The organism is Hydrogenophaga sp. UC242_53, from assembly GCF_042696965.1.
Lineage (GTDB): Bacteria > Pseudomonadota > Gammaproteobacteria > Burkholderiales > Burkholderiaceae_C > Hydrogenophaga.
The window spans coordinates 4,830,788-4,849,883 of sequence record NZ_CP170552.1; the positions used below are offsets into that span (position 1 = coordinate 4,830,788).

Sequence of the window (19,096 nt, forward strand, 5' to 3'; positions counted from 1 at the left end):
CTTGCCTTTCACCGGAACACGTTCATCCCTTCATGCCCGTGACCACCGCCACCCCCGAGACGCTGGTGTCCCGTCTGAGCCAGTGGCGCCTGTGGGTGTATGCGGCGCTGGCCGTGCTGCTGGGTGCGCTGCTGCTGCAGGCCGGCCACAAGCTCATGACCGAGCTGAGCTACGGCGAGATCGTGGACGCGGTGCGCGCCACACCGGCCACGGCGCTCGCGTTGTCGGTGCTTGCCACCGCGGCGAGTTACTTCGCGCTCACGTTCTACGACCGCACGGCCCTGGCCTATGCGGGCGCGCAGCTGCCGCAGCGCGTGGTGGCGAAGACCGCGTTCATCGCCTATGCGCTGTCCAACACCATCGGCCTGGGCGTGCTCACGGGCGGCGCGGTGCGCATGCGGCTGTACGGGGCGGCGGGGCTGGAAGCGGGCCTGGTCTCGCGCGCCATCGTGTTCAACGCCTTCGGGTTCGGCATCGGCATCGTGGTGGTGGGTGCGGGCGCGCTGGTGTGGGGCGCGGGCACGGTGCAGTCGGTGTTCGGCACGCCGCCGGGCCTGTTGCGTGGGCTGGCCGTGGCGGTGCTGCTGGCGGCGGGCGCGTTCATTGGTTTCTGCCGGCGCGGCGGCGAGACGGTGTTCCGGGGCGTGGTGCTGCGCCTGCCGAGCGCGTCGCTGGCGCTGCAGCAGTTGTTGATTTCGGCCGTGGACGTGGTGGCCGCCGCGGCCGCTTTGTGGTTTCTGCTGCCAGCCGGGGCCATTGCCTTTCCGGCCTTCGTGGGTTTCTTCGCGCTGGCGATCGCGCTGGGCGTGATCAGCCACGTGCCGGCCGGCCTGGGGGTGTTCGAGGCGGTGATGCTGTTGGCGCTGGGCCACCATGTGCCGGCCGAGCAGCTGGCCGCGGCGTTGGTGATGTTCCGCGTGGTCTACCACCTGCTGCCGCTGGCGCTGGCCGTGGCGATGCTGGCGGGCGCCGAATGGCAGCGCGGCGCGGCCACGCCGGTGGTGAAGGCGGCGGCGAGCCTCTCGCCCTTGTTGTTGTCGGCCTTCACCTGGGTGGTGGGCGTGGTGCTGCTGGTCTCGGGCGTGACGCCGGCCACCGAGGGCGCCACCGAACTGCTCTCGCGCCACATGCCGCTGCCGGTGGTGGAGGCGGCGCACTTCCTGGGCAGCATCGCGGGGCTGGCGCTGCTGTTCGTGGCGCGCGGCATGTTCCTGCGGCTGGACGCGTCGTGGTGGGCCGGGCTGGGCCTGGCGCTGGTGAGCCTGGTGCTGTGCCTGCCCAAGGGCATCGCGGTGTCGGAAGCGGTGCTGCTGCTGGTGCTGGCGGGCGCGCTGGCGCTCTCGCGCAAGCAGTTCAATCGGCGCGCGGCGCTGTTCTCGCAGGCCTTCACCTGGGGTTGGCTGGCCGCGGTGGCGGCGGTGGTGATGGCGGTCACGGCGTTGCTGTTCTTCGTGTACCGCGACGTGGACTACGTGAACCAGGTCTGGTGGCAGTTCGAGTTCGACGGTTACGCGCCGCGTTCGCTGCGCGCCCTGGTGGCCGTGTGCCTGATCACGCTCGCGGTGGCGCTGAGCCGGCTGCTGCGCCGGCCGCAGGCGGTGCTGGTCAAGCCCGACAGCGGCGCGCTGGAGCAGGCCGCGCGCATCGTGCGCGCCCAGCCTTCGGCCGGTGCCGGGTTGGTGATGATGGGCGACAAGAGCTTGATGGTGTCGGACACGCAGCGCGCCTTCATCATGTTCGGGCGGCGCGGCCGCTCGTGGGTGGCGCTGTACGACCCGGTGGGGCCGGTGAATGAATGGGCCGAACTTGTGTGGCGCTTCGTGGAGCAGGCGCGCGAATCGGGTGGGCGCGCGGCCTTCTACCAGGTGCGCCCCGAGGGCCTGCCGGTGTACCTGGACGCGGGCCTGCGCGTGCACAAGCTCGGCGAATGCGCGCTGGTGGACCTGCCCACGTTCACCTTGCAGGGCAAGGCGCGCGCGAACCTGCGCCACGGCGTGGCGCGTGCGCAGCGCGATGGCCTGAGCTTCGAGGTGCTGATGCCGGAGCAGGCGGTGGCCGTGTTCAGCCAGCTGCAGTTGATTTCGGACGCCTGGTTGAGCGAGCATCAGACGGCGGAGAAAGCCTTTTCGCTGGGCGCGTTCCGGCGCGACTACGTGCTGCGCCAGCCGGTGGCGGTGGTGCGACAGGGCGAACGCATCGTGGCCTTCGCCACGCTGCTGCGCACCGACCAGAAGCTGGAGGCCAGCGTGGACCTGATGCGCCAACTGCCCGACGCGCCACGCAGCGCGATGGATTTTCTTTTCGCGCAGACCATCCTGCATTTCCAGGCGCAGGGTTACCAACGCTTCAACCTGGGCATGGTGCCGCTCTCGGGCATGGCGCAGCACCCGCTGGCGCCCAACTGGCACCGCCTGGGCCGGCTGCTGTTCAACCACGGCGAGAACTTCTACAACTTCCAGGGCCTGCGCGCGTTCAAGGAAAAATTCGACCCGGTCTGGGAGCCGCGCTACCTGGCCTCGCCGGGTGGGTTCGCGCCGTTTTTCATCCTGGCCGACGTGGCCGCGCTGATCGCGGGTGGCCTGCGCAAGGTGATCTCCAAATGAAGACCAGGACCTCGCTCATCGCGGCCTGTCTGCTGGCGGCCCTGGCGTTGCCCGGGGTGGCGCTCGCGCAGGCGAAGGCCGCTGCCACCACCGAAACACTTTCGCACGGCAACTTCAAGAACCTGTCGCTGTACCGGCCGCTGGGTGAGGCCAAGTCCTTCGTGCTGTTCCTCTCGGGTGAAGGCGGCTGGACGCCCGCGCTGGCCGCCCAGGCGCAGGCCCTGGCCGGGCAGGGCGCGCTGGTGGCCGGCATCCACACGCCGCGCCTGCTGGCCGCGCTGACCAAGGACGGCGGCGACTGCCTGCTGCCCGATGGCGACCTGGAAAACCTCTCGCACTTTTTGCAGGGGTATGCGCGCCTGCCGGCCTACTTCCCGCCGCTGCTGGTGGGCGAGGGGCAGGGCGGTACGCTGGCCTACGCGATGCTCGCGCAGGCACCGGACCAGACCTTCGGCGGCGCGGTCTCGATGGGTTTTTGTCCCACGCTGTCGGTGAAGCGGCCGCTGTGCAAGGGTGAGGGCGTGCACTTCACGCGCCGGGCCGACAGCTCGGCCTTGACGCTGCTGCCGTCACCGCAACTGCACGCGCCCTGGACGGTGCTGCGCGACAGTGAAGACAAGGCCTGCGCGCTGGCGACGGCACAGGATTTTGTGGCCCAGGTGCGCGGTGCCCAGCTGATGAACGTGGCCGGCCCGGATGCCACGTCCTCGCTGCTCGATGCGCAGCGACAGCTCAGCCGCGCGCCCGCTGTCGCGGCGCTCCCGCCCGACACCGGTGTGGCCGACCTGCCCCTGGTGCCCGTGCCCTCCGCTGGCACCTCCGACACCTTTGCCGTGCTGCTTTCCGGCGACGGCGGCTGGGCCGGCATCGACAAGGAGCTGGCCGCGAAGTTCGCGGCGGCGGGCGTGCCGGTGGTGGGGCTGGACTCGCTGCGCTACTTCTGGTCGGCGCGCACGCCCGAGGGTCTGGCCAAGGACCTGGACCGCGTGCTGCGCAGCTTCGCCGTGCAATGGAAGAAGAGCCGGGCGCTGCTGATCGGCTATTCGCAGGGTGCGGACGTGCTGCCCTTCGCGGTGCCGCGCCTGCCCGCGAGCTCGCGTGGGCTGGTGGCGCACACGGTGCTGATCGGGCCGGGCGAGAAAGCGTCGTTCGAGTTCCGTCTGAGCAACTGGGTCAAGCGCGACAGCGGCGGCCTGCCGCTCAAGCCCGAACTGCAGAAGCTCGCGGCAGCCGACACGCTGTGCGTCTACGGCACCAACGACCGCGACACGGTCTGCCCGCGCGTGCCCACCACACAGGTGACGCCGGTGCCGCTGCCGGGGGACCACCATTTCAACGGCGAGTACCAGAAGCTGGCCGACGAGATCCTGCGGCGCACGCGCTGAGCGCATGCGGTGGTCAGCTGTTGAAGCGCTGCGCGGCCCAGAGCGCCTGGTCGACCACGCCCTGCACGCCCAGGCGCGCGGGCTCGGCCAGTTGCCCGCTGGCATCGAAGGCCTCGCCCGCCCGCGCCAGCGCGAACTGGCGCGGGGTCAACCAGCACTGCAAATTCAATAGCAGTGGAGACAGGTGGGACAGGCTTCTCAGGCCACCCAGACCGCCAGGCGAGGCGCTCAGCAGGCCCACCACCTTGCCGGCGAAGGGCTTGAGTCCGTCGCCCCACTCGGGGTCGCCCTTGACGGGGCTGGAGACCCAGTCGATGGTGTTCTTGAGCAGGCCGGTGTAGCTGCCGTTGTACTCGGGTGAGCAGATCACCCACGCCGGGTGGGCGCAAAAGATTTCCTTGAGGCGGATCGCGGCGGCCGGCGTGCCGCGCGCTTCCAGGTCGGCGTTGTACATCGGCAGGTCGAAGTCGGCCAGTTCGAGGTGGGTCACCGGGGCGCCGGCGGCGCGCGCGAGGTCGGCGGCGACTTGCGCCAGACGGCGGTTGTGGGACTGGGCGCGGGTGCTGCCCGCGAAGACGAGGAGGGGTGGAAAGGTGCTCATGGCCGGGATTCTGGCACCGCCGCCGCGCAGCATTCCTGCGTTCCGTGAGAGGGTGGAAGGGGCAGGAAATCCCCAACGGTGGGACAATCGCAGGTTGCCCGGGCGCACCGGGCCTGCATTTCCCCGGAAGAAGCACCATGTTGTACCCACAGGAATTCGATGTCATCGTCGTTGGCGGCGGGCACGCCGGCACCGAGGCCGCGCTGGCCGCCGCGCGCATGGGCTGCGCCACGCTGCTGCTCACGCACAACATCGAGACCCTGGGCCAGATGAGTTGCAACCCGTCGATCGGTGGCATCGGCAAGGGGCACCTTGTGAAAGAGGTGGATGCGCTGGGGGGCGCGATGGCGCTGGCCACCGACGAGGGCGGCATCCAGTTTCGCATTCTCAACAGCTCCAAGGGCCCGGCCGTGCGCGCCACGCGCGCCCAGGCCGACCGCGTGCTCTACAAGGCCGCGATCCGCCGCACGCTGGAAAACCAGCCCAACCTCTGGCTGTTCCAGCAGGCGGTGGACGACCTGATGGTCGAAGGTGACCGGGTGGTGGGGGCTGTAACGCAAGTGGGCATCCGCTTCCGCGGCCGCACCGTGGTGCTGACGGCGGGCACTTTTCTGGACGGCAAGATCCATGTGGGCCTGAACAACTACGCGGCCGGCCGCGCGGGCGACCCACCGGCGGTGTCGCTCTCGGCCCGCCTGAAGGAGCTGCAGCTGCCGCAGGGCCGCCTGAAAACCGGCACGCCGCCGCGCCTGGACGGCCGCAGCATCGACTATTCCAAGTGCACCGAGCAGCCGGGCGATGGCGTGCCCGGCGGCATGAATCCGGACCGGCCAGTGCCGGTGTTCAGCTTCATGGGCAGCACGGCGATGCACCCGCAGCAGGTGCCGTGCTGGATCACGCACACCAATCAGCGCACGCACGACATCATTCGCTCGGGCTTCGACCGCAGCCCCATGTTCACCGGCAAGATCGAGGGCGTGGGCCCGCGCTACTGCCCGAGCGTGGAAGACAAGATCAACCGCTTCGCCGACAAGGACAGCCACCAGATCTTCCTGGAGCCCGAGGGCCTGACCACGCACGAGGTCTACCCCAACGGCATCTCGACCAGCCTGCCGTTCGACATCCAGTACGCGCTGGTGCGCAGCATGCCGGGGCTGGAGAACGCGCACATCCTGCGCCCGGGCTACGCCATCGAGTACGACTACTTCGACCCGCGCTCGCTCAAGAACAGCTTCGAGACCAGGCAGATCCAGGGCCTGTTCTTCGCCGGCCAGATCAACGGCACCACGGGCTACGAAGAGGCGGCGGCGCAAGGCCTGTTCGCCGGGCTGAATGCCGCGCTGCAGTGCCGCGGCGAAGCGGCCTGGCTGCCGCGCCGCGACGAAGCCTACCTGGGCGTGCTGGTGGACGACCTCGTCACCCAGGGCGTGACCGAGCCCTACCGCATGTTCACCAGCCGCGCCGAGTTCCGCCTGCAGCTGCGCGAGGACAACGCCGACATGCGCCTGACCGAAGCCGGCCGCCGCCTGGGCCTGGTGGGCGACGCGCAATGGGACGCTTTCTGCCGCAAGCGCGACGCGGTTTCACGTGAAACAGAGCGCCTGAAGGCGACCTGGGTGAACCCGCGCAACCTGCCGGCGGAAGAGGGCGAGCGTGTGCTGGGCAAGGCGATCGAACACGAGCACAACCTGTTCGATCTGTTGCGCCGGCCCGGTGTGGCCTACGCGGACCTCGTGGGCATGGACGGCGGCAAGCACGCGGCGCCCGAGGTTTCACGTGAAACACTGGCCGAGTTGCTCGAGCCGGTGGTGGAGCAGCTGGAGATCGCCGCCAAGTACTCGGGTTACATCGACCGCCAGAAGAACGAGGTGGAGCGCGCCGCCCACTACGAAGGCCTGAAGCTGCCGGCCGACCTGGACTACCTGCAGGTGACGGCGCTGTCGTTCGAGGCGCGGCAGAAGCTGGCCAAGCACCGGCCCGAGACCCTGGGCCAGGCGTCCCGCATTTCGGGCATCACGCCGGCCAGCATTTCCCTGTTGTTGATCCACCTGAAAAAGGGTGGCTTCAAGGGCTTTGCCACCTTGCCTGCCGACGCCGCCGCATGAGCGATCTGCGCACCACCCTGCAGGCCGGGCTGCAGTCGCTTCGGCTCGACCTCGATGCCCGTCAAGTGGACCTGCTGCTGGACTACCTCGGCCTGCTTCAGAAATGGAACAAGGTCTACAACCTCACGGCCGTGCGCGACCCGGCCGAGATGATGACGCACCACCTGCTCGACAGCCTGGCCGCCATCGGCCCGCTGCAACGACAGACGCAGGGCAGGGCGCTGCAGCTGCTGGACGTGGGTTCGGGCGGCGGGCTGCCTGGCGTGGTCATCGCCATCGCGTGTCCGCAGATCCAGGTGACCTGCGTGGACACGGTGCCAAGAAGGCGGCCTTCATCCAGCAGGCGGCGGCCACGCTCAAGCTGCCCAACCTGCGGGGCCTGCATGCCCGGGTGGAGAGTCTCAACGCCCTCTCCGGTCAAGGCTATGACGTGGTGTGCTCGCGGGCGTTCGCGTCCTTGGTTGACTTCACGAACTGGTCGCGCGGCGCCCTGGTCGAGGGCGGCATCTGGATGGCCATGAAAGGCAAACACCCGGCGGATGAACTCGATGCCCTGAACGCCGCCACCCCCGGGGTGGATGTGTTTCACGTGGAACAGCTGCAGGTGCCCGCCCTGGAGGCCGAGCGCTGCATCGTCTGGATGCGCCCGGGCCCCGCCGCTGTTGCCTGAACATCACAGCCGGCGCGTGGCGGGCGCTTAAACTCGACCCTCCACTTCTCGGGGTTCCTCCATGTTCGGCATCGCAGATTACGGCGCTTTCGTGGCCGCCATCGTCCTCTTTTTGCTCATTCCCGGACCCGGGAACCTGGCGCTGATCACTTCCACCAGCAAGGGTGGGGTGAGCGGCGGCCTGGCCGCCACCTTCGGCGTGATCGCGGCGGACCAGGTGCTGATGTGGCTGGCCGTGGCCGGTGTGGCGGCCTTGCTCGCGGCCTACCCGGCGGCCTTCAGCGCGGTGCAGTGGCTGGGCGCGGCCTACCTGGCCTGGCTGGGCTGGAAGATGCTGACCGCCAAACCCGGCGACGCCCCGGTGCTCAACATCCGCCCGCGCCAGTATTTCCAGCAGGCGGCGGTCATCACCCTGCTCAACCCCAAGGCCATCGTGTTCTACATGGCCTTCTTCCCGCTGTTCGTGGACCCGGCCCGCCACCAGGGCCTGATCACCTTCGGCGCCATGGCCGTCACCGTGGCCGTTCTCACCTTCCTCTATGGCCTGGTGGCCGTGCTGCTCACCCACTTCCTGGCCGCGCGCCTGCGCGCCAACCCGGTCATCGGCCGCACGCTGGAGAAGCTGGCGGGGGTCTTCCTCATCGGCTTCGGCATCAAGCTGGCCCTCTCCAAATAAGAAGCAGCACCATGGCGAAAATATTTTGTGTGGCGAACCAGAAGGGCGGGGTGGGCAAGACCACCACCACCGTCAACCTGGCTGCCGGCCTGGCCAAGGTGGGCCAGCGGGTGCTGATGGTGGACCTGGACCCCCAGGGCAACGCCACCATGGGCTCGGGCGTGGACAAGCGGCAGATGGCGCTGTCGGTGTACGACGTGCTGCTGGAGTCGGCCTCGGTGGCCGAGGCGGCGGTGTATTCGGAGAAGTGCGGTTACCACGTGCTCGGCGCCAACCGGGAGCTGGCCGGGGCCGAGGTCGAGCTGGTGGAGGTGGAGCGGCGCGAGAAGCGCCTGAAGACCGCCTTGGCCGAGGTGGGCGATGCCTACGACTTCGTGCTGATCGACTGCCCGCCCAGCCTGTCCATGCTCACCCTCAACGGCCTGTGCGCGGCGCACGGCGTGATCGTGCCCATGCAGTGCGAGTACTTCGCGCTCGAAGGCCTGACCGATCTGGTGAACACCATCAAGCAGGTGCACGCCAACCTGAACAAGGACCTGGCCATCATCGGCCTGCTGCGCGTGATGTTCGATCCCCGCATCACCTTGCAGCAGCAGGTGAGCGACCAGCTCAAGGCCCACTTCGGCGACAAGGTGTTCGACACCGTGATCCCGCGCAACGTCCGCTTGGCCGAAGCCCCGAGCTACGGCCTGCCCGGCGTGGTGTTCGACCCGGCGGCCCGCGGCAGCCAGGCCTTTGTGGCCTTCGCGCAGGAGATGGTCGCGCGCATCGGCAAGCTCTGAGCGGAGGGTGTTTCACGTGAAACCTCAGAACATCCTCATCCTCCCCGGCTGGCAGAACAGTGGCCCCGACCATTGGCAGAGCCGCTGGGAGGCCAGCCACGGCTACCGCCGGGTGGACCAGCACGACTGGATGCGCCCCAAGCGCGGCGACTGGATCGCCCGCCTGGAAGAGGTGCTGCTGGGCTGCGACGAACCCGCCGTGCTGGTGGCGCACAGCCTGGGCTGCCTGCACACGGCGGCCTGGGCCTCGCACTCGAAGAACACCGATCGTGTGAAAGCCGCGCTGCTGGTGGCGCCAGGGGATGCCGAGCGGGAAGAGATGCGCCCGGTGTTGCCGAGCTGGTCGCCCATCTCCCTGCAGCGCCTGCCGTTCCCCAGCGTGCTGGTGGGCAGCCGCAACGACCCGTACTGCAGCTTCGAGCGGGCCCAGGCGTTCGCCATGGCCTGGGGCTCGCGCTTCGTCGACCTGGGCGAAGCCGGCCACATCAACGCCGAGTCCGGCCTGGGCGACTGGCCGACCGGCCATGCCGTGCTGGCCGAACTCATGAACCTCTGACAATCGAAAGAAGAAGACCCATGGTCACCAAGAAACCCAAGGGCCTCGGCCGCGGACTCGAAGCCCTGTTGGGCCCCAAGGTGGAAGAGGGCGCCGCCGCGCCGGCCGCCGCCGAGGGCGCGCCCAGCAGCCTGCCCGTGACCGAGCTGGTGGCGGGCATGTACCAGCCGCGCACCCGCATGGACGAGGGCGCGCTGTACGAGCTGGCCGAGTCGATCAAGGTGCAGGGCGTGATGCAGCCCATCCTGGTGCGGCAGCTGGCCGATGGCCCGAACGCCGGCAAGTACGAGATCATCGCGGGCGAACGGCGCTTCCGCGCCTCCAAGCTGGCCGGCCTGGACAGCGTGCCGGTGCTGGTGCGCGACGTGCCCAACGAGTCCGCCGCCGCCATGGCGCTGATCGAGAACATCCAGCGCGAAGACCTCAACCCGCTGGAAGAGGCCCATGGCCTGCAACGCCTGGTGAAAGAGTTTGGACTCACTCACGAGCAAGCGGCCCAGGCCGTGGGGCGCTCGCGCAGCGCCGCGAGCAACCTGCTGCGCCTGCTGCAGCTGGCCGAGCCGGTGCAGACCATGTTGATGGCGGGCGACCTCGACATGGGCCATGCGCGCGCGCTGCTGGCCCTGGACAAGGCCCACCAGATCACCGCCGGCAACCAGATCGCGGCCAGGAAGATGTCGGTGCGCGAGGCCGAGGGCCTGGTGAAGAAGCTGGGCGCCGAATTCGCGCTGGCGCCGCAGAAGCTCAAGAAGGAGAAATCGCGCGACATCCGCCGGGTGGAAGAAGAGCTGGCCGACCTGCTGACGGCGGACGTCGAGGTCCGGGTCAAGAAGCGCGTGAAGCGCCACGGCCGCTTCGAGGACATGGGCGAGGTGGTGATCCAGTTCGGCTCGCTGGAGGCCCTCAACGGCATCATCGACCGGCTGCGCGGCACCGCTGCCCACTGACGGCCCCGCCTGCGCCGGGAGAAACAGGCCTGTTTCTCCCGGCTTTTTCCCCGCATTGCACCACTTGACAGCCGCATAACCTGAGCTGGCCCGGTCTTGCGGCGTTGTGCCTTGCTCTGAAAGTTGCCACTCGACTTGGGCCACCTGAGGAGGTACCCATGTCGCAACGCTTGAATCTGGGGCAGCGGCTGCTGCTCATCAATGCCACGCTCGTCGTGCTGCTGCTGGCCGTCGCGGCCACGGTCTGGATCATGATGGGCCGGGTGGTGGATGCCGCCGAACGCATCAACGAAACCAACGTGCCCCAGCTGCAGATCATTGCCGAGCTGGAGCTCAACGTCACCCGCACCTCGCTGCAGGTGCGCCACGCGATCCTCTCGCGCAACCCCCAGGAACTCGACGCCACGCTGGCGGACATCGGCGAGAAGAAACGCCTGCTGCTCGACGCGCTCAAGGTGTTCGGCGAGGGCATGATCGACGACGCCGGGCGACAGGCCTTCGCGCCCCTGCCGGCCCTCATGACCGAGTTCTGGCGCATCGGCGAGGCCAACGTGAAGCTCATCCAGGAAGGCAAGAAGGACGAAGCCTTCGCCTACCTGGTGGACCACACCATCCCCGCGCGCAATGCCCTGTTGAAGCCCTTGGCCCAGGAGAAGAAGCGCCAGGGCGAGCGCCTGGCCTACCGCATCGACGAGATCGAGAGCCTCTCGAAGCTCGACCGCAACATCGTGGTGGTCTCCGTGGTGGTCGTTGCCCTGGGGTTGGCCGGGCTGGCGATCTACCTGCGCAAGGTGGTGCGCTCCCTCGGTGCCGACCCCGATGAACTCAAGCGCATCGCCGACGCGGTGGCGTCTGGCGACCTCGGTGTGTCCATGCGGGTGCGCGAGGGCGACACGCACAGCGCCCTGGCCAAGCTGCGCACCATGACCGAACGGCTGGCGCACGTCCGTGCACGCCGTGCGGCAGGGGGCCGAGGCCGTCTCCAACGGCAGCGCGGAAATCGCCTCGGGCAACAGCGACCTCTCGCGCCGCACCGAAAGCCAGGCCAGCGCGCTCGAGCAGACCTCGGCATCGATGGAGCAGCTGGGCAGCACCGTGACCCAGAACGCGGAACACGCGCGCACCGCCAACCAGCTCGCGCAGGGCGCCTCCAGCGTGGCCCAGCAGGGTGGCGAGGTGGTGAACCAGGTGGTCGACACCATGAAGGGCATCGAGAACAGCTCGCGCAAGATCGCCGACATCATCGCGGTGATCGACGGCATTGCCTTCCAGACCAACATCCTGGCGCTCAACGCGGCGGTGGAAGCCGCGCGCGCCGGGGAGCAGGGCCGGGGCTTCGCGGTGGTGGCCGGCGAGGTGCGCAACCTCGCGCAGCGCTCGGGGCAGGCCGCGAAGGAAATCAAGGACCTGATCGGTGAGAGTGTGGAGCGCGTGGAACGCGGCGTCACCCTGGCCGACAAGGCCGGCACCACCATGCAGGAGGTGGTGGGCAGCATCCGCCGCGTCTCCGACCTGGTGGGCGAGATCACCAGCGCCAGCGCCGAGCAGAGCGCCGGGGTGTCCCAGGTGGGCGAGGCTGTTCTGCAGATGGACCAGACCACCCAGCAGAACGCCGCGCTGGTCGAGCAGATGTCCGCCTCGGCCACCAGCCTGCGGCAGCAGGCCGAAGACCTGGTCCGGGCGGTGGCGGTGTTCCGCCTGGGCGCGGCGGCCTGAGCCCGGTTGCAGGCTTTCACAGGCGGAGCGGGCACTTCTGAGCACAATGGGGTGGCTGTCCCGCACACCATCCCATTTTTCAGGAGCCTCCCGATGACGATGTCGAACCTCTCCAGCCCACGCGTGTCCCGCCGTCCCCTGCTGGGCGCCCTGGCCACCGGCCTGCTGCTCACGGCCTGCGGCACGCCCATCACCAACCCGCCGTCCTACACCGTGACCGGCACGGCCCGCTTCGAAGGGACGATCGCCCTGCCGCCCAACGCGGTGCTTGACGTGTCGGTGGCCGACGTGTCCCGCGCCGATGGCGGCTCCGTCACGCTGGCCCACTTCGCCGGCCCCGCCAGCGGCCCGCAGCCGCTGCGCTTCAGCCTGCCGGTGGAGCAGCGGCGGGTGCAGGAGAAAGGCAGCTACTCGGTGCGCGCCGAGATCCTGGTGGACGGCAAGGCCTTGTACGTCACCGACAGCGCCTACCTCGTGCTCGGCCACTCGGGCACGACCCATGCCGACGTGCTGCTGCGCCCCGTCGACACCCGCGCGCAGCCCGCCGCGCCCAGGATCGAGAACGTGCGCTGGGTGCTGGTGTCGCTCGACGGCCAGCCCCTGCCCACGCAGGACCCGGCCAAGGCGCCGCACTTCGTCTTGAACAGCGACGGCCGCCGCGTGACCGGCTCGGGTGGCTGCAACGAACTCATCGGCACCTACACCCTGAACGGCCAGGCCCTGCAGATGCTGCGCGGCCCACGCCGCGAACTGCAGACCTGTGCGGCCGACATGGAGCGCGAACGCGCCTTCATGTTCGCGCTGCGCACCACCGAACAGTGGGCCATGCAGGGCCCGCGCCTGCGCCTGCTGGACCGGCTGGGCGCACAGGTGGCGGTGCTGGAGGCGCGCCCGGCGCCCTGACGCCCACCGATCGAACCTCCCGGGGTACACGCATCGGGGTGCCGGTGCGTCGATTCGTTCCCTGAACAGAGTCCTTCAATGACTCATGACGCGAACTCGTGCGTCATGTGCGTTGTGGTGCGCGCGCCGAAATAGATTGCGCGGCTGAGCGTTCTTGAGCCCAGGCCCTCTTTCAGAAGGGCCCATACGAACAATTCAAGAACCGAGGGAGGACATCCAACATGGGTTCGTTATTCCTGAGTTCATCTCCCGCGCGATGAGCCATTTCGACATCCTCATCGTCGAAGATCACCCGATGATGATCCGTTCGATCACGGCCAGCCTGGCGGTGCTGCACCCTCAGGCCCACGCGGACTGTGGCGTCGTGATCGTGGGCTCGCTGATGCAGGCGAAGAAGCGCCTGCTGCGGCGGCGCGAGCCGCCCAGCTTGGTCATTGCCGATCTCAATCTGCCGGATTCCCGGGGGTTGGCGACCTTGCGCGCCCTGCGGGAGGTGGCGCCGGGCATCGCCATCGTCGTCTTCAGCGCCAGCGACGACAAATCCACCGAGCAGGCCGCGCTCGACCTGGGTGCGCAGGCCTTCATCTCCAAGTCGGCGCTGCCTCAGAACTTCGTCCAGAAGCTCCAGCCTTTCCTGCCAGGATCGGCAACGCCGTGCGCTTTGGGTCTGTCGGTGCCGGCCAGCGAGGGGGAGGCACCACATCACCCCGTCGACCTGCTCACGGAGCGCCAACGTGCGGTGCTGGCCGAGGTGGCCAGTGGCTATCGCAACCGGGAGATCGCGTTGCGCCTCAAGATTGGTGAGCAGACTGTCAGCACCCATCTGAACACCATCTTTCAACGTCTGGGCGTGCAGAACCGGACTCAGGCCTCCATGCAATACATGGCATGGGTCAAAGCGCATGGCTTGCTGGGTTAGACCGCTGCTCACGGCGGCCCTGCTGTTCGGGACTTGGGCCGGTGCGGCCGCGATGGCGCTGGACCCCGTCACGGACCGAGTGCCGCTGTGGTCGGCGCTGCAGGCCGTGGCCGACCCCCAGGGCGAATACGGTCCCGAACAGATCGCTGCACGGGTCGCATCGGGTCAGGCGGCCCGCCTGCCGCACGCCAACCACGCCTTTCGCCAGGGCCTGCCTTACCCCTACTGGGCGCAGCTCACCCTGAACAACCCCGATGCCAAGCCCCGATCCTGGGTGCTCACCTACGAGTTGCCAACCCAGGATGAGGTGCGACTGTGGCTGCAGGACGACCGCGGGCAGTGGGTGGAGCATGCGCAACTGGAGCGTCTTCGTCCACTCGCCATCTCCTCCGGTCTGCTCTACCCAGCCTGGCGGCTTCACTTGCAGGGCCGGCAGGAGGTGCGCCTGATGCTGCGGCTCGATGGCTACAACCTCATGCGCTTTCCTCTGTTTGCGATGCAGGACGACGCCTTCGTGCTGACGCAGGGGAAGCTGCATCTGGGCATCGGCATGATGCTGGCCGTGCCCCTGGTGGTGGTGCTGTACGTGCTGACGCTGATCCCGGTGGCGGCGGACCGCTCACTGCCTCTGTTCCTGGCCATGGCAGCCTGCGAGATGCTGGGAGCCATGTGGGTCTCCGGCGCGATGCACCATTTGCTGCCGTGGCTGGATCGCTGGCAGACCGGGTGGCTGGGCTGGGCCGGCTACGTCGGCCTGCTCGGACTGAGCGCCTTGCACGCCCGGGTGTTTCTGGACACGCGCGCCGAGGACCCCATGGCGGACCGTTTGCTGAGCCTGGGCGCATGGCTCTGGCTGATGGTCGTGCCGCTGGTGGCAGGCCTCTGGCCCTACACCTCCCGCCGGATGCTGGTGATGGGCGGAACTGTCTACGCCTTCGCCATGATGGTCCTGGCCTTGCGCCACGCTATCCGGCGCGCGGAGATGCACCGCTTGCTGTTTCTGGCCGTGTGGGGGGTCTATGCGTTCTCGGGCCTGCTGTATGTGCTCTATCGGCTGATGGAACTGCCCATCCATGTCACCCTGATCTCCAACTTCGTGCAGGGCGCCCTGGTGGCGGCCTTGCTGGGTTGTGCGGTCAGTGCGCAGATTCTGCGCAGGCGCAACCTGCTGCGCGCCAGCGTCTCGCGGGCGCAAGACCGCAGCCTGCTTTACGCCGCCGCGCAGCACGACCTTCTGCAGCCACTGCAGAGCGTGAACCTGTACGTGCAAGCTTTGCGGGATGCACCCCTGCGCAAACAGGAGGGGCTTCTGCAAGGCATTGACGAAGCCATGAGAACCGTCAACGACTTCATGGTCAGCATGCGCCAGATGAGCACGAACGAGCAACCCGTGCTGGACCTCAAGGTGGTCAGCCTGCACGCCGTGCTCGAACCCGTGGTGCAGGAGTTTCGCCAGTGGACGCGGGCGCACCACATCACCCTGCGCTACCTGCCGGTGCACCGGCTTGTCCGCACCGACGTTTTGATGCTGCAGCGCATCGCCCGCAACCTGTTGTCCAACGCCTTGCGCTACACGGACGAAGGCGGCCGCATCCTCATCGGCTGCCGCCGCCGGCAGGGGCGTCTGTGGCTTATGGTGATCGACACCGGCATCGGCATGAGCGAGGCCGATGCGGCCCGGTGCTTCGAGGCATTCCAGCGCGGCGGCGAGCTGGAGCGCGTGCCCGAGGGCATGGGAATTGGCTTGTACAGCGTCAAGCGCATGGCGACCTTGCTGGGGCAGTCGACCAAGCTCGCTAGCGTGCGCGGCAAAGGAACTTCGGTGGGCGTGTCCGTGACGGAATGCGCCTCCATGTGAGAGGCATGCAGCTGGAGGACCTCAAAGCGCGAAGATCTTCCCCGGGTTCATGATGTTGTCCGGGTCGAGCGCGCGCTTGATGGTGCGCATCATGTCGACCGCGCCGGTGCCGGCCTCGGTCACCAGGAAGTCCATCTTGTGCAGGCCCACGCCGTGTTCGCCGGTGCAGGTGCCTTCCAGGCTCAGCGCGCGCGCCACCAGCTTGTGGTTGAGTTCCTCGGCCAGCGTGTGCTCTTCGGGCTTGTTGGGGTCGATCAGGTAGCCGAAGTGGAAGTTGCCGTCGCCCACGTGGCCGACGAGGAAGTAGGGCAGGCCGGCAGCGTCGGCTTCGCTCACCGAGTCCAGCAGGCAGTCGGCCAGGCGGCTGATGGGCACGCAGGTGTCGGTGGAGATCGCGCGGCAGCCCGGCTTGCTCTGGATCGCGGCGAAGTAGGCGTTGTGCCGCGCCGTCCACAGGCGCGTGCGCTCCTCGGGCGTGTCGGCCCATTCGAAGGCGTTGCCACCGAACTCGCTGGCGATCTCCTGCACCGTCTCGGCCTGTTCCTTCACGCTCGCGGGCGAGCCGTGGAATTCCATCAGCAGCATGTTCTCTTCGCGCAGGCCGAGCTTGCTGTGCGTGTTGACCATGCGCACGGTGTTGTGGTCGATGAGTTCGCAGCGCGCGATCGGCACGCCGAGCTGGATCACCTGGATCACGGTGTGCACCGCGGCTTCGATGGTGGGGAAGGAGCAGGTCGCGGCCGAGATGGCTTCGGGCAGCGGGTAGAGCTTGAGCGTGATCTCGGTCATCACGCCCAGCGTGCCTTCGCTGCCCACCATCAGGCGCGTGAGGTCGTAGCCGGCGCTGCTCTTTCTGGCGCGTGTGCCGGTGCGGATGACCTCGCCGCGCGCGGTGACGACTTCGAGCGCCAGCACGTTCTCGCGCATGGTGCCGTAGCGCACCGCGTTCGTGCCCGAGGCGCGCGTGGCCGACATGCCACCGATGGAGGCGTCGGCGCCCGGGTCGATCGGGAAGAACAGGCCTTCGCTTTTGACCGCTTCGTTGAGCGCCTTGCGCGTCACGCCGGGCTGCACGGTCACGGTCAGGTCTTCAGCGTTGATGGACAGCACGCTGTTCATGCGGCTCACGTCGATGCTGATGCCACCCTGCACGGCCAGCAGGTGGCCTTCGAGCGAGGAGCCCACACCGAAGGGGATCACCGGCACGCGGTGCTGGGCGGCCAGCTTCACGGCATCGGCCACGTCCTGCGTGCTCTCGGCGAACACCACGGCCACCGGCGGCGGCACCTCGTACACCGACTCGTCGCGGCCGTGCTGCTCGCGCACCACCAGGGCGGTGGAGCATTGCGCGCCGAATCGCGCCTGCAGGGCCGTGAGGAACTCGGCCGGGACGGCGCGCTGGTGGACTTCGGGGGTGAGGTGGCTCAGGGCGGTGGGGGCGTTCATGGGGCTTGTCTCCGGCAGCAGTGGGGTGTGCAGTCGGTCAGTTTAAGCCTTGGGGGCCGCCGTGTGCGGCCCGGGCGCCCCGCCCTCAGCGGCGGGCGGGCAGGAGGGCGGTGTGGGGGTTCAGGCGCACGGGACGCGGTGTGTCGGCCTGGCGCGAGGACGGGGTGAAGGCGGAGAGGGCGTGGCGCGTGGGCGGTGCGACCTGCACGCTGGAGAGACCGGCCAGCCCCAGGGCGCAGGCGGCCATCAGCTGCACGCTGCGTTTCTCGAAATCCGAGATGGAGAGCGGGGACTGGAGACGAAAGCGGGACATCGGTGTGACTCCTTTGAAACGGGGAACGAAGCCGCATTACGCCCGCATCATCGGCCCGGGCCAAGCGCTTTTGCCTGCCGTTGCGCTCTGCCAAACACCTTTGCCTCAGACACATTTCCCCTCATCCGGTTACGGGTTCCGGCCGGATGCCCGACCTCGGGGACAATCGCTGTCTCACCATCGGCCAACAAGAGGCATTTCATGGGCAACCGACTCACCCAGATCGCCACCCGCACCGGCGACGCCGGCACCACCGGGCTGGGCGACAACACCCGCGTTTCCAAGGACAGTCTGCGCGTGCACGCCATGGGCGACGTGGACGAGCTCAACTCGCACATCGGCGTGTTGCTGTGCGAGGAGATGCCCGAGGGCGTGCGCCAGCTGCTGGTGGAGATCCAGCACCAGTTGTTCAACCTGGGCGGTGAACTGTCCATCCCGGGGTTTGAACTGCTCAAGCCCGAGGCCGTGCTCGCGCTCGACGAGGCGCTGGCCACGCACAACGAGGCCCTGCCGCGCCTGCAGGAGTTCATCCTGCCTGCCGGCAACCGCGCGGCCAGCCAGGCCCATGTGTGCCGCACGGTGGCGCGCCGCGCCGAACGCGCCGTGGTTGCGTTGGGTCAAGCCGAAGAGCTGAAGGAAACGCCGCGCCAGTACCTCAACCGCCTGAGCGACCTGATGTTCGTGCTCGCGCGTGTGCTCAACCGCATGAACGGCGGTGACGACGTCTACTGGAAGAGCGAGCGTCTGGCCAAGGCCGACGCACCATGAGGGTCGCCGTCGCCGCCTGGCTGGTGCTGGGCCTGGCCACCGGGGTGGTGGGGCCTGCCGCCGCGCAAGGCAAGGGCAAGAAGGCCGACACGGCGAGTGAGGTGACGCTGGTGTGCGAGGCGGCCTACCAGCCCGCGCGCACCACGTGGACGCGCACCGTGCGCATCGGCTACGACAAGAAGCGCGTGCGCTCGGTGCACATCGACGGCGTGCCGGTCTACACCTTCACGGTGCGGGAGACCGTGATCCTCACTGCGGTCGACAACGAGCGCATCCAGATCGACACCGCCGCCCAGACCTGGACCAGCGACTTCCGGAGCCAGGCCACGGCGCAGGGGCGCTGCGAACGCGGCTGAGCCGCCGACCGGTCAGCGCGGCCCCAGCACCGCCATCGTGATGCGCGAGACGCAGGTGAGTTCACCCGCCTCGTTCGTCAGGTCGATCTGCCAGACCTGCGTGGTGCGGCCGATGTGCACCGGCCGCGTGACGCCGGTCACCCAGCCGCTGGTGGCGCCCTTGAGGTGGTTGGCATTGATGTCCAGGCCCACCGCGCGGTGGCCTTCGGGGCAGCTGTAGGCCGCACCGCACGAGCCCAGCGTCTCCGCCAGCACCACGCTCACGCCGCCGTGCAGCAGGCCATACGGTTGTTTGGTGCGGGTGTCCACCGGCACGCGGGCGCGGATGAAGTCGTCGCCGACCTCCAGGAACTCCACGCCGAGGTGTTGCACGGCGGTGTCCTTGTGGATGGCGGTGAGTTCGGCGACGGAGATGGGTTTTTTCCAGATGGGCAAGGTCGGGCTCCTGTGATGGTGGGGTCACTATAGGAGACGGCCGGTTTCCCACGCAGA

At 68.5% G+C, this 19,096-nt stretch carries 16 protein-coding genes and 2 pseudogenes; 14 read left to right on the top strand and 4 right to left on the bottom strand.

All coding sequences use genetic code 11. The features are described from left to right. Positions 1 to 32 precede the first annotated feature (32 nt). Together mprF and ACFJI0_RS24290 are read left to right on the top strand one after the other, a co-directional pair. Entirely contained in the window at positions 33 to 2,603 is a 2,571-nt protein-coding gene (mprF, locus tag ACFJI0_RS24285; RefSeq protein WP_382322672.1) for a bifunctional lysylphosphatidylglycerol flippase/synthetase MprF, read from the top strand. After that, positions 2,600 to 3,988 (top strand): virulence factor family protein, encoded by a 1,389-nt coding sequence (locus tag ACFJI0_RS24290; RefSeq protein WP_382322673.1) that lies wholly within the window; start codon positions 2,600 to 2,602, stop codon positions 3,986 to 3,988. Before mprF ends, ACFJI0_RS24290 begins: the two co-directional genes overlap by 4 nt. Before the next feature lie 13 nt (positions 3,989 to 4,001). On the opposite strand, the gene ACFJI0_RS24295 is transcribed toward ACFJI0_RS24290, so the two are convergent. Beyond that, the gene (locus tag ACFJI0_RS24295; protein ID WP_382322674.1) at positions 4,002 to 4,589 is read right to left on the bottom strand and encodes an NADPH-dependent FMN reductase; all 588 of its coding nucleotides are present in this window, start codon (positions 4,587 to 4,589) and stop codon (positions 4,002 to 4,004) included. 137 nt (positions 4,590 to 4,726) lie between these two features. On the opposite strand from ACFJI0_RS24295, the gene mnmG reads away from it, so the two are divergent. From mnmG to ACFJI0_RS24345, 10 genes and pseudogenes are all read left to right on the top strand, one after another. After that, positions 4,727 to 6,694: a tRNA uridine-5-carboxymethylaminomethyl(34) synthesis enzyme MnmG gene (gene mnmG / locus ACFJI0_RS24300; protein ID WP_382163535.1), complete on the top strand. Its 1,968-nt coding sequence runs from the start codon at positions 4,727 to 4,729 to the stop codon at positions 6,692 to 6,694. Then, positions 6,691 to 7,364 (top strand): annotated as a pseudogene (gene rsmG / locus ACFJI0_RS24305) (16S rRNA (guanine(527)-N(7))-methyltransferase RsmG). Before mnmG ends, rsmG begins: the two are co-directional and overlap by 4 nt. 61 nt (positions 7,365 to 7,425) lie before the next feature. Continuing rightward, positions 7,426 to 8,040 (top strand): LysE family transporter, encoded by a 615-nt coding sequence (locus ACFJI0_RS24310; RefSeq protein ID WP_382322675.1) that lies wholly within the window; start codon positions 7,426 to 7,428, stop codon positions 8,038 to 8,040. An 11-nt stretch (positions 8,041 to 8,051) separates the two neighbouring features. Continuing rightward, positions 8,052 to 8,822, top strand: a complete 771-nt coding sequence (locus tag ACFJI0_RS24315; protein ID WP_297399002.1) for a ParA family protein — start codon at positions 8,052 to 8,054, stop codon at positions 8,820 to 8,822. Positions 8,823 to 8,838: 16 nt separating this feature from the next. Then, entirely contained in the window at positions 8,839 to 9,378 is a 540-nt protein-coding gene (locus tag ACFJI0_RS24320; protein ID WP_382322676.1) for an RBBP9/YdeN family alpha/beta hydrolase, read from the top strand. A 20-nt stretch (positions 9,379 to 9,398) separates the two neighbouring features. Further along, complete coding sequence (locus tag ACFJI0_RS24325; RefSeq protein WP_382322677.1) at positions 9,399 to 10,325, top strand: ParB/RepB/Spo0J family partition protein; 927 nt, start codon at positions 9,399 to 9,401, stop codon at positions 10,323 to 10,325. Positions 10,326 to 10,483: 158 nt separating this feature from the next. Further along, positions 10,484 to 12,041: pseudogene (locus ACFJI0_RS24330) on the top strand (methyl-accepting chemotaxis protein). A 93-nt stretch (positions 12,042 to 12,134) separates the two neighbouring features. Continuing rightward, a complete protein-coding gene (locus ACFJI0_RS24335) occupies positions 12,135 to 12,944 on the top strand; it encodes a YbaY family lipoprotein (RefSeq protein WP_382322678.1) in 810 nt (269 codons plus the stop codon). A gap of 256 nt (positions 12,945 to 13,200) precedes the next feature. Next, entirely contained in the window at positions 13,201 to 13,863 is a 663-nt protein-coding gene (locus ACFJI0_RS24340) for a response regulator (protein ID WP_382322679.1), read from the top strand. After that, positions 13,847 to 15,721, top strand: a complete 1,875-nt coding sequence (locus ACFJI0_RS24345; RefSeq protein ID WP_382322680.1) for an ATP-binding protein — start codon at positions 13,847 to 13,849, stop codon at positions 15,719 to 15,721. Before ACFJI0_RS24340 ends, ACFJI0_RS24345 begins: the two co-directional genes overlap by 17 nt. A gap of 21 nt (positions 15,722 to 15,742) precedes the next feature. On the opposite strand, the gene ACFJI0_RS24350 is transcribed toward ACFJI0_RS24345, so the two are convergent. Continuing rightward, positions 15,743 to 17,167, bottom strand: coding sequence for an FAD-binding oxidoreductase (locus ACFJI0_RS24350; RefSeq protein WP_382322681.1), 1,425 nt, complete (start codon positions 17,165 to 17,167; stop codon positions 15,743 to 15,745). An 85-nt stretch (positions 17,168 to 17,252) separates the two neighbouring features. Continuing rightward, a complete protein-coding gene (locus ACFJI0_RS24355; RefSeq protein ID WP_382163517.1) occupies positions 17,253 to 17,480 on the bottom strand; it encodes a hypothetical protein in 228 nt (75 codons plus the stop codon). A 201-nt stretch (positions 17,481 to 17,681) separates the two neighbouring features. On the opposite strand from ACFJI0_RS24355, the gene ACFJI0_RS24360 reads away from it, so the two are divergent. Next, entirely contained in the window at positions 17,682 to 18,248 is a 567-nt protein-coding gene (locus ACFJI0_RS24360) for a cob(I)yrinic acid a,c-diamide adenosyltransferase (protein WP_291119221.1), read from the top strand. After that, a complete protein-coding gene (locus ACFJI0_RS24365) occupies positions 18,245 to 18,604 on the top strand; it encodes a hypothetical protein (RefSeq protein ID WP_382322682.1) in 360 nt (119 codons plus the stop codon). Before ACFJI0_RS24360 ends, ACFJI0_RS24365 begins: the two co-directional genes overlap by 4 nt. Before the next feature lie 12 nt (positions 18,605 to 18,616). Here ACFJI0_RS24365 and ACFJI0_RS24370 read toward each other — a convergent pair whose 3' ends face one another. Continuing rightward, positions 18,617 to 19,039, bottom strand: coding sequence for a hotdog fold thioesterase (locus tag ACFJI0_RS24370; RefSeq protein WP_382163513.1), 423 nt, complete (start codon positions 19,037 to 19,039; stop codon positions 18,617 to 18,619). Between the last annotated feature and the right edge of the window lie 57 nt (positions 19,040 to 19,096).